This is a genomic window from Neobacillus sp. GCM10023253, from assembly GCF_042653105.1.
Classification (GTDB): Bacteria; Bacillota; Bacilli; order Bacillales; family Cytobacillaceae; genus Neobacillus; species Neobacillus citreus.
In genome coordinates this window covers 137702-151886 of sequence record NZ_JBHSHV010000014.1, presented here as the reverse complement: position 1 = coordinate 151886, position 14185 = coordinate 137702, and the positions used below count along the sequence as shown (strand labels likewise).

Annotated in this window: 16 protein-coding genes; 3 read left to right on the top strand and 13 right to left on the bottom strand. The window is 41.6% G+C overall.

Annotation, left to right across the window (positions count from 1 at the left end; translation table 11 throughout):
* Positions 1-108: 108 nt before the first annotated feature.
* On the bottom strand, positions 109-1704 hold the full coding sequence (locus ACFPA1_RS18620; RefSeq protein WP_378584662.1) for an FMN-binding glutamate synthase family protein: 1596 nt from the start codon (positions 1702-1704) through the stop codon (positions 109-111).
* 392 nt (positions 1705-2096) lie between these two features.
* On the opposite strand from ACFPA1_RS18620, the gene nfsA reads away from it, so the two are divergent.
* A complete protein-coding gene (nfsA, locus tag ACFPA1_RS18615) occupies positions 2097-2831 on the top strand; it encodes an oxygen-insensitive NADPH nitroreductase (RefSeq protein WP_378584660.1) in 735 nt (244 codons plus the stop codon).
* Positions 2832-2945: 114 nt separating this feature from the next.
* On the opposite strand, the gene ACFPA1_RS18610 is transcribed toward nfsA, so the two are convergent.
* A complete protein-coding gene (locus ACFPA1_RS18610) occupies positions 2946-4109 on the bottom strand; it encodes a hypothetical protein (protein WP_378584644.1) in 1164 nt (387 codons plus the stop codon).
* A 6-nt stretch (positions 4110-4115) separates the two neighbouring features.
* Entirely contained in the window at positions 4116-4985 is an 870-nt protein-coding gene (locus ACFPA1_RS18605; RefSeq protein ID WP_378584642.1) for a hypothetical protein, read from the bottom strand.
* A 251-nt stretch (positions 4986-5236) separates the two neighbouring features.
* Here ACFPA1_RS18605 and ACFPA1_RS18600 point away from each other — a divergent pair, with 251 nt between their 5' ends.
* Positions 5237-5938, top strand: coding sequence for an HAD family hydrolase (locus ACFPA1_RS18600; RefSeq protein WP_378584640.1), 702 nt, complete (start codon positions 5237-5239; stop codon positions 5936-5938).
* A gap of 161 nt (positions 5939-6099) precedes the next feature.
* Here ACFPA1_RS18600 and ACFPA1_RS18595 read toward each other — a convergent pair whose 3' ends face one another.
* The 4 genes from ACFPA1_RS18595 to ACFPA1_RS18580 form a co-directional block, all read right to left on the bottom strand.
* Complete coding sequence (locus tag ACFPA1_RS18595) at positions 6100-6555, bottom strand: CBO0543 family protein (protein ID WP_378584638.1); 456 nt, start codon at positions 6553-6555, stop codon at positions 6100-6102.
* Complete coding sequence (locus ACFPA1_RS18590) at positions 6546-7055, bottom strand: CBO0543 family protein (protein WP_378584636.1); 510 nt, start codon at positions 7053-7055, stop codon at positions 6546-6548. The genes ACFPA1_RS18595 and ACFPA1_RS18590 overlap by 10 nt, the downstream gene beginning before the upstream one ends.
* A 178-nt stretch (positions 7056-7233) precedes the next feature.
* Entirely contained in the window at positions 7234-7857 is a 624-nt protein-coding gene (locus ACFPA1_RS18585; protein ID WP_378584634.1) for a GGDEF domain-containing protein, read from the bottom strand.
* An 81-nt stretch (positions 7858-7938) separates the two neighbouring features.
* Positions 7939-8925 (bottom strand): HD-GYP domain-containing protein, encoded by a 987-nt coding sequence (locus ACFPA1_RS18580; protein ID WP_378584632.1) that lies wholly within the window; start codon positions 8923-8925, stop codon positions 7939-7941.
* 367 nt (positions 8926-9292) lie between these two features.
* Here ACFPA1_RS18580 and ACFPA1_RS18575 point away from each other — a divergent pair, with 367 nt between their 5' ends.
* A complete protein-coding gene (locus ACFPA1_RS18575; protein ID WP_378584631.1) occupies positions 9293-10192 on the top strand; it encodes an EamA family transporter in 900 nt (299 codons plus the stop codon).
* Positions 10193-10352: 160 nt separating this feature from the next.
* Here ACFPA1_RS18575 and ACFPA1_RS18570 read toward each other — a convergent pair whose 3' ends face one another.
* From ACFPA1_RS18570 to ureG, 6 genes are all read right to left on the bottom strand, one after another.
* Positions 10353-10490, bottom strand: a complete 138-nt coding sequence (locus tag ACFPA1_RS18570; protein ID WP_241113738.1) for a hypothetical protein — start codon at positions 10488-10490, stop codon at positions 10353-10355.
* Between the two features lie 379 nt (positions 10491-10869).
* Entirely contained in the window at positions 10870-11031 is a 162-nt protein-coding gene (locus ACFPA1_RS18565) for a hypothetical protein (RefSeq protein WP_213117382.1), read from the bottom strand.
* A 206-nt stretch (positions 11032-11237) separates the two neighbouring features.
* Positions 11238-11873, bottom strand: a complete 636-nt coding sequence (locus ACFPA1_RS18560; protein WP_378584630.1) for a PadR family transcriptional regulator — start codon at positions 11871-11873, stop codon at positions 11238-11240.
* Between the two features lie 74 nt (positions 11874-11947).
* On the bottom strand, positions 11948-12667 hold the full coding sequence (locus tag ACFPA1_RS18555) for a sulfite exporter TauE/SafE family protein (protein ID WP_378584628.1): 720 nt from the start codon (positions 12665-12667) through the stop codon (positions 11948-11950).
* A gap of 63 nt (positions 12668-12730) precedes the next feature.
* Positions 12731-13555: an urease accessory protein UreD gene (locus tag ACFPA1_RS18550; RefSeq protein WP_378584626.1), complete on the bottom strand. Its 825-nt coding sequence runs from the start codon at positions 13553-13555 to the stop codon at positions 12731-12733.
* A 1-nt stretch (position 13556) separates the two neighbouring features.
* Entirely contained in the window at positions 13557-14168 is a 612-nt protein-coding gene (gene ureG, locus ACFPA1_RS18545) for an urease accessory protein UreG (protein WP_213143857.1), read from the bottom strand.
* Positions 14169-14185 lie beyond the last annotated feature (17 nt).

The window sequence follows — 14185 nt, the reverse complement described above, 5'->3', positions numbered from 1 at the left end:
CAAAATTGAGGGCTTTTTTATTTATTTATTCAGAAAAATACATCTCATTTCCACTTATTTGGAAATGTTTTTCAGTGGTCTCGAACCGTCCCCATGCCTCATCATGCTTCACCCAATCTGCTGTTCCATTTCTTTTAGGATGTTTTCAAGGGTTACGACGATTCCTTTGTCGTCTTTGTAGCAGATGTGGTTTGGGCGGAAGTGGACGGGTGAGTCCAGTCCCGCCGCTGCGGCGATACGAAATAGTCCTTGTCTCAGTGTGACAAGGTAATTTACCACACGGTATTTCTTCTCATCTACTACGAGTGCATATTGCAGGTCAGGGTCCGTTGTGGCGACCCCCACCGGACAAGCGTTGGAATGGCACTTTAAGGTTTGAATACAGCCGACGGTAATCATAAACCCACGTGCAATGTTGACTAAATCTGCCCCCATCGCCAAGGCAATAGCAATCCGGTCTGGCGTGAACAGTTTCCCCGCAGCGATGATTTTCACGCGGTCACGCACCCCGTATTTTTTCAAGGTTAAATGTAATATTGGCAAGGCTGATTTAATCGGCAGGCCGACGCTATCAATTAATTCCTGATACGATGCGCCCGTTCCGCCCTCGCCGCCATCGACAGTAATGAAATCAGGACCTTTTCCGGATTCCTTCATATATTTGGCGAGTTCCTCCGCGCTATCGGGGCTGCCGATGACAATCTTCATACCTACCGGCTTCCCGGTATGCTCGCGAATTTTTTCAATAAAATCACACATCGACTCGATATCGCCAAATTGTTTAAAGCGGTTGGGACTGTCCACTGATTTATAGGGCTCCACCTTTCGGATGGCGGCGATTTCCGGATTGACCTTTTCCGCGTCAATATGCCCGCCTCGGGTCTTTGCCCCTTGCGCCAGTTTGATTTCAAAGGCCTTCACCTGCGGAATCTCACTTTTCCGCTTCAGTTCATCCCAATCCATATCCCCATTTGCGTCACGAACTCCAAACATGGCCGGACCAATCTGCATAATGATGTCGGCGCCGCCTTCCAAATGATATGGAGACAAGCCGCCTTCACCGGTATTCATCCAGGTCCCCTTCGCCAGAGCTAGGCCTTTGGAAAGCGCCGTAATGGCGTTTTTCCCCAATGCGCCGTAACTCATCGCTGACATGCCGATTAAGCTTTTGACAACGAAAGGGTGCCTGGTTTTGGGACCAATCACGACCGCATCATCATCATGCAGCAAGTTGGCCAGCGCATCGTCATCCTCCCATTTTTCCTTCCGGTCCGTAAACAGCGGGTCATTTAGCAAAATATATTTTTTCGTCGTAACCATTGTTTCCTGGTCCATTTTGATTTCTTCGTTTAGTTTCGGGAACATAGAATTGCGGACAAAAAATCCCTCTTCATCAAAATCGCGTCTCGACCCGAAGCCCACGACATCCCGCTTATACTTCGCGCTCCTGACAATGTGCTCATAATCATCCCGCGAAAAAGGCTTTCCTTCCGTATCGCTATTAAACCAATACTGCCGCATTTCCGGGCCAATTTTTTCAAAAAAATAACGAATCCGACCCAAGGCGGGATAATTCCTTAATATCGAATGCTGCTTCTGATTCCGGTCGAAAATTAACAAATATCCAATAAAAACAACCACACCCAGCAGGATAAGCGCGATAAAAGCAAACTCAATAATCACTAATATATTGGCAATTTCCATCATTCCAAGGCTCCTATTCAAATCTAAAATGTAATATAGACTTAATATTCGCCGTTATTAGGAAATTTATGTAATAAATGATGCATGGGAATGATGCATGGGGACGGTTCTTTTGCCTCAAAAATGGATACTGGCAGGGAACATGGACAATTCTTATGCACTAAAATGGTGTACTCAGCTTTGAATTGCAGAACTCCTGGCTGAAATGATGCATGAGAACCGTCCCCGTGATACAAGAATCTTTCTTTTCTAATAAGTTATAATAAACTCTAGCAATGCATAGGCAAAAAACATAGGGGCGGTTCTCCCACGCCAAAATTTAATAAGATTGAAGCATGAGAACCGTCCCTCCGCCTCAAGAAAGGAAGGTTTAGATGATCAACAAGAATTCGATATCTGAAACTATTAAAGTAATGCAAAGTCATGTCTCTGTTCGTAAGTATACGGCGGACCCAATCCCAAATGAGCATTTGTTGGAAATCCTCAGGTCGGGGACTAGTGCGGCTTCCTCCCATTTTGTCCAAGCGTATTCGATCATTCGCATAACCGACAAAGACAAAAGGGATCAAATCGCTGACCTTGCCAAAAATCCTCATATTAAAGACGCTTCCGAATTTTTGTTATTTTGCGGTGATTTAAAACGCCTGGAAGCCGCCGGCCGGAAACACGGAATTGTGATTGAACATGACAATCTTGAGAATTTTATAGTTGCTACTATTGATACCGCCCTTATTGCCCAGAATGTCATCACAGCCGCGGAGTCACTTGGTTATGGCGGCTGCTATATCGGCGGCGTACGGAATAATCCCGGCCCAATTAGTGAGCTAGTTGGTCTTCCAGACAAAGTGTTTCCACTATTCGGGCTATGCTTAGGCATTCCCGCCGAAAGGAACGAAGTAAAACCAAGACTTCCGTTAGATGCCATTCTCCATGAAAATGTCTATAACGAGAGAAAATACGAAAGTTTACTTGATGAATATGATCAAACCATGAGCAACTACTATCAGCAGCGTTCTACCAATAACAAAAATACCAACTGGACTGAATCGATGGCTCACTTCCTAAAGGATAAGCGGAGGGCGCATATGCGGGAGTTTATTGAGAGCAAAGGGTTCCATTTGGAATAAATAGAGATTTGTATCCGGCGGCATTTTAGTGAAGCTGGATAATAAGTCAGAAATAGGGTTTGGCTTTTTAGCAGCCAAACCCTATTTTTGATGCATGAGAACCGTCCCCATGCCTCATTCCATCGCCTCATTCACATACATGAGATGCCTGACAAACGCCTGGTTGAGCTTTCTGAAATGGTCCATCCTCAGGTTGCCAAAGTATTTTCTTTCCCATTCCTTTACCGTTTCTTCAACGATTGCGCGGCCCTTGAGTTCTATATATTCGGAAATGCTTTTATTTTCAAGTTCTGATAGTTTTAGAACATACAGCTGCTGCAAAAAGAAATGATGATATCGTGTTACCGCCTCGTTAATGTCATGCTTTCGTTTCTCTACGGCCCTATCCTTTGTTAAGACGCCCACCAAAACAGTGGCAAGGGCAGCGAAGATTGCAATAGGTGGAAACACGTTAAAAAGGGCGTATGTTAAAGTATGCCAGCCCATCGCAAGACCGACCGTGCCAAATACGGCTGAGCCGACTCCCATTGCCAATACTTTTTCCGCATCCCCGTACTGGAAATTGATTTTTAAATTGGCCTTTGAAGTCTGGGTAAGAGAAAACGCAGATATCCGTTTCATGTCCGGGACGTTGTCCGCAATCCGCTTCATCCAAGCGTCCTTATACCTTTTAATAGCCAATTCAAAAATAGTACTAACCTGATTGGTTACCTTCTGATTACTTAAATGCTTCTCGAGCACCTTTTCCACAATGGATTTAGTATCCACTAAATGCTGGTCAGCAATCACTTCTTTACCTTGAAGCTCCTTTGAAACCGAATTGATCTTATTAATCGCAAAATTATAAAGCTGGCCGCTTTTCTTTGTCGTGTCCCGAAGGCCGCTATACCAGGAACCATCCTGATCAATCTCTGTATACATTTCCCGCTTCTTTTCCTGAAAAAAACGGGTCATTTCCTGCTCAACTTCATTCATGAATTGGTTATAAATTTGCGGCATAAATTCAAGCAGGTTATTCTTCTTCATCGTCATTTCATCAGTTATATTTAAATACTGGCTGCTCTGGGCCTGTATATGTAATTGCTCCTTGATTAATCCAATATGCAGCTGATCCGGTGTGTTGGCCATAAGAATGAGTTCATGACTTTCCCTCACCGCTGCTCTCAAGGATTGTTCCATGTTCTCTCCCATTGCTGGGTCCACATTTTTTATTTCTGTTAAAACTTGCCGAAACGCCTCTAATTCTAAGATTTCTTTTTTAAAAATAAAATCCATCATAATCACCTACCCTATTGATAAAGAGACCTTTCGAAGAATGGAAGCTGTAGGTTTAATGATTTCTTTGATCCTGGTAAACGTCTTTTCGGGATTTTCAAGAGCATAGTTGATACTGATGGCTGCAGCGACGGATGCCAAACAACCAATCCAGACGGGACCGCCAACTATACTGCCTGCAAGCAGCGCACCTCCTGAAACAATCGCTCCCTTTCCCCCTTTAACCAACGTTTCCTTTTTACTGTCGGTTTTTATAAGCGAATAGACCAGGCCTCCAGCAGCAACAGGAAAAAGAACTGGATTTCCACTAGCAATTGACGAAAGAATATAGGCTCCCGACAGTTTTGACACTGCGGTTGGATCCTGCTTTTTCCCGACCAATAACGCGGACAATAGGCCAATTCCGCCGCCCAACAATTCCGGAGCATTAACGGTTAGGGCATCGGCAAGAAAAGGTTTGGAAATACCAACAGACTGGGCAATCCCAGCAAGATTGTCCCACTGGTCGGGAGTTAAGGAGAAAAAGGGATTAATTCCGGAGACAGAAGCAAGGTCTCTCAGTAAGTGCTCCCCTGCCTGTAAAAATTCCGTAAGAAACGAATCGTCCGCCTTTACGTCCTTTACAGCACGAAAGGCCCCCCAAGCTGAATGCTGTCCATCCAGTAGATGATGATAGGAAGAGCCTCCTACATGAGTAGAATTATAGACAGAGTCAATCGCTCTATCATATTCATCGAAATTATGGTTAAATTGCTTGGCCATCCATTGGGCTAGCGAATGACTGCCTGTAACCAGTCCTGCATCCATTGCAATGGGAATTCTCCCATCGCCCGATAAACCCCTTTGGATATTTTGTAATCTCTTCTCGTGTTCCATCATAGCCCTCATTTTCACTTGACTTTTAATAGGAATATTATACCACCTAATTTCCAATAACCAAGAAATCGGAAATGATTGGTTATCCCGAACTCTATCTACTAAAAATATTTATCATTAATTTATAACGGTTCTTTTAGACAAGTTGTTTAAAAGAACTCAAAGGTCGCTAAATAAGAGACAAATAGAGCAGGTCCCCTATGCCTTTTTATGTATAATCAAAATTAGATAATAAATTTTATGGAGTGTCAGGTATGAAAGCAGTTTTTTTTGATTTAGATGATACCTTATATGACCAGTTGGAGCCTTTTCAGATCGCGTTTGATTGTGTATTTCCGGGTGTTAATGATTTTTCAATAGTAGATTTATTTACGAAAAGCAGAGAGTATAGTGATAGAGTCTTTGCCCAAACAGAGTCGGGGGAAATGACTTTAGCACAAATGCATCGATATAGGATGGTACATGCCTTTCATGATTTGGGCAGGAAAATTTCGGATGATGAGGCTGATGAATTTCAAAAGGTGTATAAGGAACACCAATATAAGATTTCTCTTATTCCAGAAATGAAAAGGATTCTGCAGTATTTATATAAGAAAAACATTCCCTTGTTTATTACGACAAATGGTCCGTCAGCCCATCAGCGTTCAAAAATCAACGCCTTGGATATAGGGAACTGGATCCCGTCTGAACATATCTTTATTTCAAGTGAGATTGGGTTTGCTAAGCCGGACAAGGAATATTTCGATTATGTTAATGCCAAAACCAAAACTGGCAGCACTCATTCATATATGATTGGCGACTCATTTGCGAATGATATCGCAGGAGCAGTGCAAGCTGAATGGAATGCGATTTGGGTGAATACAAAAAACCGGGCCAAGTCCCATCCTCATATCCAGCCTGAATACGAAGTAAATACCTATCAACAGCTGGAGGACATGATCAGGCAACTATTTTAAAACAGAAAAAAAGGGGTGAGCCTGGTTTATTACGGCGAAACCCTTTTTTTGAAAAAATCATTCCTCTTCTCCAACTAAAGCTGGGGAAAATGAGGCATAAAAACCGTCCCCCGCTTCACCACCCCCCAAAAAAAATGATGCAAGAGAACCGTCCCCATGCCTCACCCAAATTTAAAAAACCAGCGGTGGAATCGTTGAGCTATATATAGGGTGGCGTAGACTGAAATCCAAGAGACGTACCATTCCCAGTGGATGTATTTTATTAGGTTGGTGAATTTTTCAAACAGGACTTCTGAAATGATTAACACGGTTGTGATCATAGCTGTGTAAAGGATCCGTTGCCAAATGCTTTTATGGACTGGATAATATAAGACATAAAAAATACTTATGACGGGATATACCAAAAACTCAAAGGTAAAGCTCGTTCTGTTGACCGATGCAAACTCCCGGACTGGATATTCGATTAAGTTCCACTCCGCCACAAGAAGGCCAAAAGACCAAGTTAGTAATTGCTGAAAAAGAAAAATGACACTGGCTTCATTTACACGTTTTCTAGGGATTAAGACCAATGAGAAGATGGTGACGGACCAGATGGCATAAAGGAATGTCACTTCCATTCTTCCGTTCCTCCCACTCCATGATGAGCCTGGAGCTTTGTGGTTCCCATAAGCCAGACGACATATCTTCTGCAGGCCCAAAACTCAAATACAAAATTAAAAAAGAATCTAATTAGTTGCTGGGCATCGACTCTCATAATTCTTGTAAACGCCGCTAGTAAATAGATATATAAAATAATGGCCCCGGTGAATAGAACGTAATAGAGAACCACTCTAAGTTTCCCGCCCTGGTCAGGATACCATCGATGAAAGACAACGGCCATGGTCGGATAGAACATAAACTCCGAGGTAAAACTAATTTTGGTTGCATGTTCAAACAGGCGAACTTCTGTTGATAAGATGCCAAAGGCGGTAAGGACAATGCCAAAAATCCAAGTTAATGACTGAAAGAAGAAAAAAACTGCCATAAATTCCCGAATTCTTGGCCTCGGAACGACTATAAGCAATGTGATAATAGAAACTATCCAAATCATAGCGAGAATAAAATAATCAAAGTTCATACACTGCCTCCTTATGGAGGTAGTATTTGGAGTTTATTGGATACAAATACTTTTGGGATTGTAAAAATTGTAAAAGACTTGGGGGAAATCTAGGGGGCGGTTCTTTACGGCTTTCGCCAGCCGACCCGTCCCCTATCCTTCGTAGACAAAATTGAGGCATGAGAACCGTCCCCATGCCTCACCCATGCTTAAGCGCCTTCATGCTGTACATGTTCTTATCAGCTAATTTCAATAGGTCGTCGAATGTTTTTCCTTCGCTGGGATATAGGGCGGCACCGATAGATACGCGGATTTCAACCTCAACAGGTGATACATCCCTTAGATTTTGATGGATTTTGTCGATCATTTCGGCTAAGTTTTCCTTTTTCTTGGTTCCTGGGGTAATGATTAAAAATTCATCCCCACCCCACCGCGCGAGGATATCCTTTTCCTTTACACTTTTCTTTAATTGAGCAGCGATCGCCATTAAATATTGATCTCCGGCTTTATGGCCATAAACGTCATTAATCACCTTAAAATCATTCACATCCAGCAGTAAAAGAGCAAAGTTTTGGTCCTTCAGTGCAGTAATATATTTTTCAACAAATCTTCTATTGTAAAGGGTCGTCAAGATATCCTTTTCTGAAAAATAGATGGCAATATCATATTGCTTCCCGAACCACCAAGCAAACGTAAGCATGATCGGCAATCCGATTATTTCAAACCAGCTTACATATCCATCCCTATAAAAATAAAAGCTCATATACAAAGAATTAATGATTAAAACCATCAAGAACGTTACAACCCTGCCTTTTATCCCCATAAGACCAACATCCTTCTTATCATTTAAAAAATGCCTTCGCCTTTTATACTGAAAGTTTCATATGGACTATTCTCCCGGTTTTTAAAGTGTGCCGGTGAAACGGTCCCTTTGTTTTTTGGCCAATAGGCTGCCGATCGGAAATGGATCGTTTCTCTTCTTCATGATGTCTTCTTTTTTCCATTCGAATAGGCTTAGAAAAGCATCCGCAATATCAGGGTCAAATTGCTTCCCTTTATTTTTTTCAATCTCTAGCAGCGCCAATTCCACCGGCACCTCTGGACTGTAGGAACGTTTTGAGATGATGGCATCAAAGCTGTCCGCAACGGCGACGATTCGAGCGGCTAAAGGGATCTCTTCCCCTATTAGTCCCCTTGGATAGCCCTTTCCATCGAATCTTTCATGATGGTATAAAACGATGTCTAAAATCCCCTTTTCTTGAAACTCTTTCACGTGCTTAATCATTTCGCAGCCAATGATAGGGTGTTTTTTTATAAAAGAAAATTCCTTCACTGTTAATTTTCCTGGCTTTAAAAGGATGGATTCAGGGACCCCAATTTTTCCAATATCGTGAAGCAATCCCCCTATTCTGACGGTTTCAATCATCTCATTCGACAATCTCAACTGCTTAGCAATTTTCACGGCATAGTCCGATACATTGTGGGAATGTCCCGATGTATAGGTATCTCTTGAATCTAATGCATTTGATAAAGCGGAGATTAATTCTAAATGATCGTCCTTTATCTTCTGACTTTTTTTCATAAATCCAACCGAAATATACAGAATGATAAGATACGTAACTTCTAGGATCATGAATCTTAGTAACGTGTTGGATTGCAGGTCAAGCTGGAATCTGCTATAAACCACCAGCGTGGTTAAGGTAACTAAGAATAAAGTGGACCGCCGATAATAGCCGATGCCTAAAAAAACAACAGCGAGGATAAAACCAATATATAAATTTTGCTCCCTAATTTTAAGTAAGTGAAAAAAGAGATTAATCCCCATAACAATAATAAAACCATAACGAAAAATAACAGGCTTATTTAACAGGTCATTTATCCTAAGCCGCAAAAGAATCTCCCCCGAACACAACCTAAATCTATTACAATTTTACTATATCTATCATAAAAATAACTTTTTTCCAAATAGTGTTCAAAAATCAGACAAAAAGATGCATGGGGCTGATGCATGGGGACGGTTCTCTTGCCTCACTTTAGCCAAAATCATCCATGGATGAAAAGATGCAAGGGAAGATGCATGGGGACGGTTCTTCTGCCTCATTCAATCCAAAACCGTTCAGGATTGATGCACGAGAACCGTCCCCATGCCTCAAACCTAAAAATAGCCCCCATAAAATGACAAAAAAACTAAACTCCGCCATGTAAGCGTTTGATGTATACTAGAAGGAGTGTATTTTTAAAGTTTAGGAGAGTTTGATATGTGGTTTGTTTTTGCTGTTTTGGCAGCTGCTTGTTTTGGGCTGCGGGGGATTCTTTATCATTGGACCTCGCAGCGGCCGATTGATCGTAATCTTATGCTGTTAGGCGTTTATATTTCTGGAACTGTTATCACACTAGCCAGCAATGTATTGTTCCAGCAGCCGTGGACTATTGAAGCATTGTTAGGTTTCTTTTTGGGGCTATTTTCGTTTATCGCAAATGCCTCAATGTATAAGGGTTATGCCGTCGGCAAGGCCTCGATTATCGCATTATTTACAGGATTGCCGCCGCTGGTAGTCGTGATTCTTGCTTACATCCTTTGGCGCGAGGCACTTTCAACGTGGCAGTTCATCGCATTTTTCATCGTGTTGGCGGGTTTGCTTTTAATCAAATATTCACAGGATCTCAAGCTCAATCAATTAAAAGGGATTCAATGGGGAATCTTGACGATGCTGTTTTTCGGGTTTACCGATACGACCGTTAAACTAGCTACCTTGTCTGGCGCGTCAACGTTTCCTGCTTTAACGGTCATGTTTGCAACTGGTGCTGTCTTGTTCGGACTATCATGGGCACTTGGCAACGCCAAAGCAAACAAAGCCCGGCATGAAGCCGCAGCCGCGGTTGAAACAGGGTTAACGGAGCGTGCTGGCAACTGGACCGTGAAAAAAACACTCGGTGTTGGAATGGGAGTGGGGATCACCAATGCGTTGGGAATGATTTTAATCTTCCCTGCCTTTCGCGACGGAATTACCGGGATTGTCTCCGCCATCGTCGCCATGAACGTGGCCTTTGTCATTCTTTACGCCCGCTTCTACCTCAAAGAAGCCTGGAACAGACGCGAAGTCACCGGCCTCATCCTGGCCTTTATCGGCATCCTGATATTGCGCGTCGCCTCGTAGGATGATGCACGGGGACGGTTCTCATGCCTCATTTTGTTGAGGCACAGGAACGCGTTTGATGCAGAAGAACCGTCCCTATGCATCAAAAAAGCGGCCAATTTCAGTTAAAATGAAATTGGCCGCTTTATTTATTTTTGCTCATGTATTTGTCTCCATGTTTTTATTGATTGATCATGTTTTCTTCTGTTTGTTCCGGAAAATAGTCGGAAATACGGGTAAACAGGTAAGTGAGATATGATTGAAGTTCAAATCGGTCTTCTTTTAGAAAGTCGTCAAACGAAGTTTTACTTTTTTCCACGTCTCTTCCCCTTTCTTCGTCGTGATTTGGAAATCTAGACATACACCATATCTAAATAAAAATAATTTTACCCTAAGATTTTAATTCTTGGTTAAATGCCTAGCCTTACAGTATCGGCCCCGCCCTACGCACAATACCATGATGGCCACACGCGCCATCCACCTGTTCTTATTATAATTGAAAACGGTTACATATTCAAAGATTATTATATTACAAGTTTTGACAAAGTGCTACAAACGAATGGGTAACCACCCAACTAGCCAAAAATGAACGGTTTTTTATAAATCAGGCTGCATAATAATTAGTGATGCACGGGGACGGTTCTTCTGCATCATTCCCCATCCAAATTTAAAATAAAAATGATGCATGAGAACCGTCCCTACGCTTCATATTCTTTTATTTGTTCTTTCAAGGACAATATGTAGTTCATCATTGCGACTCTGACTATGGAAGGATAGTAACGGTTATAAAGTTCTTGTTCACATTCTTCTAAATCCATCTTTTTTACTTCGATAATCTTGTTTAATTCCTCTACTGTCATTAATAGCCACCCCTACCTTTAAAATATCTCTATTTCTGTCAATCTAATAAACTTCCCCAAGGTACTATATTTTAAGGATGGACAATTTTTTCATAGATTATACATACGTCTCGCCTTCTTACAAAAAAACAAAAAAAGCTAACCACCTTGCTAGTTTCCTTTAGCAATAGAGGTTCGCTTTTTCGAGAAATCCACTATACAAGTATTCACCCTAAAATGAAGCACAAGAACCGTCCCTCTGTCCCAATTCCATATTGGAGAAGTTTTCCCGCGAAGGTCATAGATAGAAGGGGGATGTTTATTTTTTTGTTTTTGAGCAGGTTTAGGACCCATTGGCACCAGGCCTTTTCCTCTTGAACGAGTCTGAATTTCCGGTGGAATAGGAGGTAGCGGCCAAAGTTTTTGGAATTGGTCTCCAGTTCTTGGGTCTCTTCTATTATTTTAATTTTGTCGGAAAGTCTGGTGACAGATTCTTCTAATTTTGCCATCCGGTCATGGATTAATTTTATCGATTTTTCCTCATCGGCAACCCAAGAAGAATAGACCTTGATAAGAAATTCATCTCTATTCACGGGGTCAGACGGTGTTTTAACCATCCAGTTTGCTAACGCCTCTTTGCCCTTTTCTGTGATGGAAAAAATCTTTTTATTTGGCCTTCCCATTTGTTCGACAAATTCATGGACTAGAAGTCCCTTATCCTCCAACTTGGTTAGAAGCGGATAAATTTGACTATGTTTGGCCGGCCATATGGGATCTAAATAATTCACTAATTCGTATCCGGTACAAGGCTTTCTGCCGATAACACTAAGAATCGCATATCCCAGAGTATTGATAGCAATCACCCCAATCTTTAAACCACGGCATCCAAATATCCTCTGTAAATGCTGCAGTTTACGGTGCTATAAGTATAGCATTCTTATATCCAGAGGTGAAATAAACCTTCATTGACACCAATATTATACATATAATATACACCAAAAATAGTACTAATGACACCGGTAAATAATCCTAAAGAACCACTGATGCTCGTACGTTTCTTGCTTAACACAAAGGGAATTCCAATAATGGTCGTAAAGAAAAGCATACCGATCACCGTTCCTAAACCAAATATGAGGATATAAACAGCGGCTTCTCCTACGCTCTTTACTGTACTCATCGTTAGCAGAATCATCGCTCCGCTCCCTGCAAGACCATGAACCAAACCGATTACCGTTGATCCTAAGTACGTCACCTTTTTATGCTTATGCTGGTGATTATGTTTGCCGCTATTTATATGAGAATGGACATGCTTATGCTCCTCAACATCACCATCATGTTTATGAGAGTGTATATGGATATTTTTAAAAGAAATAATGGTTTTAATTCCAAGAAAAACAAGCATAATTCCGACTAAAAATTCTAAAGACATGGCCCATTTCTCCGGTATTTCACCCTTCATCAAAATGACAATAATACCGACGATAAATAATGTCACAGTGTGGCCAATCCCCCAAAATACTCCAGCTAAAGAAGCCTGCCATAGCTTTTTGCTTTGGCTTGCAATGGTTGATACTGCAATCACATGATCGGGTTCAATGGCGTGCTTAATACCCAAAATCAGGCCCAATGCCAGCACAGACAATAACGTAACATCCATAAGATTTCTCCTCTACTTTCTAGTAAAAACCCAGCAATCCTAACAATTGCTGGGTTATGAACATTAATATTTTCTTAAAAAACTTGGCTTCTTGTTAAACCATTCTTGACTTAGAATCGAATGTAAGTCAGAAAATACTTTTTCAACAGTTTGTGTGGTATTGGCTAATACCCGAACGGTAAACCCTGGAACAGAAAGCAGCGAGATCCCTAGTTTATATTCCTCTGGGTTGTGAGGTAAAGCCTGATATAACCGATCAAGCAGGTCAGGAGTTGTTTTTTCCTCTATCACAATCATTGATCCTAAATGTGAATAGCCCTCCATCAAACCGATCCCATCCATGTTCTGTGAAACTGGATTTAATTTAATATGATCAAATACAACCAGCTCATCGTCCAAATAAATTTCATTGATAAGCTGGAGCAAATCATAGCTAAATCGATTTCCATCGGGCGACCATCCCGGGGTAATGATATCGGAGTAAAGAAGGGAACTCCCTTTTTCTATATAAAACACGTTTTTTTGTTTATAACGTGCATGTTGATAACCGATAAGCGGGTCTGGAATATACTCAAGATAACTCCCTTCTTTTAAATGAAATTCAGCTTCCTGATAGGCATGCGAATGAGGTGTCTTATAAATTTTGGTTGCCGATTGTGTGGTTAAGGTTAATTGCGCCTGCTTCTCTAAAGAAATATTCATTTGATAGCGGTCGCCGTCTAAATAACCGCCGCCAGGATTTAAAATATAATAGCAGGCCTGGCCGGAATCATCATGATAGACGGGACGCATGACTTTAAACGCCCCTTGGAAATAAACATCCTTCGCTATCGTCTTCCCGTTTTTTGCTTCCGCGCCTAAACGCAAAACTCCTGTCCAGTCCTCCATCTTACTCCAATCCTTTTAAAAGCGCATTTTTCTTAATCCAGTCTATGACTTGATCAAGACCGTCATTTTCTTTCAAATTAGTAAAAACAAAAGGCTTGTTGCCACGGAAAACCTTCGTGTCCGACGCCATCACCTCAAGACTTGCACCAACGAACGGAGCTAAATCTGTTTTATTAATAATAAATAAGTCCGATTTAATCATACCTTGTCCGCCTTTACGCGGAATTTTTTCCCCTTGTGCAACATCGATAATATAGATGGAAAAATCAACGAGTTCCGGACTGAAAGTGGCTGCCAGGTTATCTCCGCCACTTTCGACAAAAATTAGTTCCACATCGGGATGCTTTGCCTTTAATTCATCAATGGCTGCAAAGTTCATCGATGCATCTTCACGAATCGCTGTATGTGGACAGCCGCCAGTTTCCACACCGATAATACGGTCAGCTGGAAGCACGCCATTTTTCATTAAGAATTGGGCATCTTCTTTTGTATAAATATCATTTGTGACAACTGCCATACTAAGTTCATCTTTTAAAAAACGGGTTAATTTTTCTACTAACATCGTTTTGCCTGCTCCGACAGGTCCGCCTACACCAATTTTAATTGGTTCCATTTCTAACACTTCCTCTT

Excerpts from the sequence above, each read along its gene's own strand:
- ACFPA1_RS18550 (WP_378584626.1), bottom strand. The coding sequence starts at position 13,555 with ATGGAGGACTGGACAGGAGTTTTGCGTTTAGGCGCGGAAGCAAAAAAC.
- ACFPA1_RS18590 (WP_378584636.1), bottom strand. The coding sequence starts at position 7,055 with ATGAACTTTGATTATTTTATTCTCGCTATGATTTGGATAGTTTCTATT.
- ureG (WP_213143857.1), bottom strand. The coding sequence starts at position 14,168 with ATGGAACCAATTAAAATTGGTGTAGGCGGACCTGTCGGAGCAGGCAAA.
- ACFPA1_RS18555 (WP_378584628.1), bottom strand. The coding sequence starts at position 12,667 with ATGGATGTTACGTTATTGTCTGTGCTGGCATTGGGCCTGATTTTGGGT.
- ACFPA1_RS18595 (WP_378584638.1), bottom strand. The coding sequence starts at position 6,555 with ATGGAAGTGACATTCCTTTATGCCATCTGGTCCGTCACCATCTTCTCA.
- ACFPA1_RS18585 (WP_378584634.1), bottom strand. The coding sequence starts at position 7,857 with ATGGGGATAAAAGGCAGGGTTGTAACGTTCTTGATGGTTTTAATCATT.
- ACFPA1_RS18620 (WP_378584662.1), bottom strand. The coding sequence starts at position 1,704 with ATGGAAATTGCCAATATATTAGTGATTATTGAGTTTGCTTTTATCGCG.
- ACFPA1_RS18610 (WP_378584644.1), bottom strand. The coding sequence starts at position 4,109 with ATGATGGATTTTATTTTTAAAAAAGAAATCTTAGAATTAGAGGCGTTT.
- ACFPA1_RS18565 (WP_213117382.1), bottom strand. The coding sequence starts at position 11,031 with ATGACAGTAGAGGAATTAAACAAGATTATCGAAGTAAAAAAGATGGAT.
- ACFPA1_RS18575 (WP_378584631.1), top strand. The coding sequence starts at position 9,293 with ATGTGGTTTGTTTTTGCTGTTTTGGCAGCTGCTTGTTTTGGGCTGCGG.
- ACFPA1_RS18600 (WP_378584640.1), top strand. The coding sequence starts at position 5,237 with ATGAAAGCAGTTTTTTTTGATTTAGATGATACCTTATATGACCAGTTG.
- ACFPA1_RS18605 (WP_378584642.1), bottom strand. The coding sequence starts at position 4,985 with ATGATGGAACACGAGAAGAGATTACAAAATATCCAAAGGGGTTTATCG.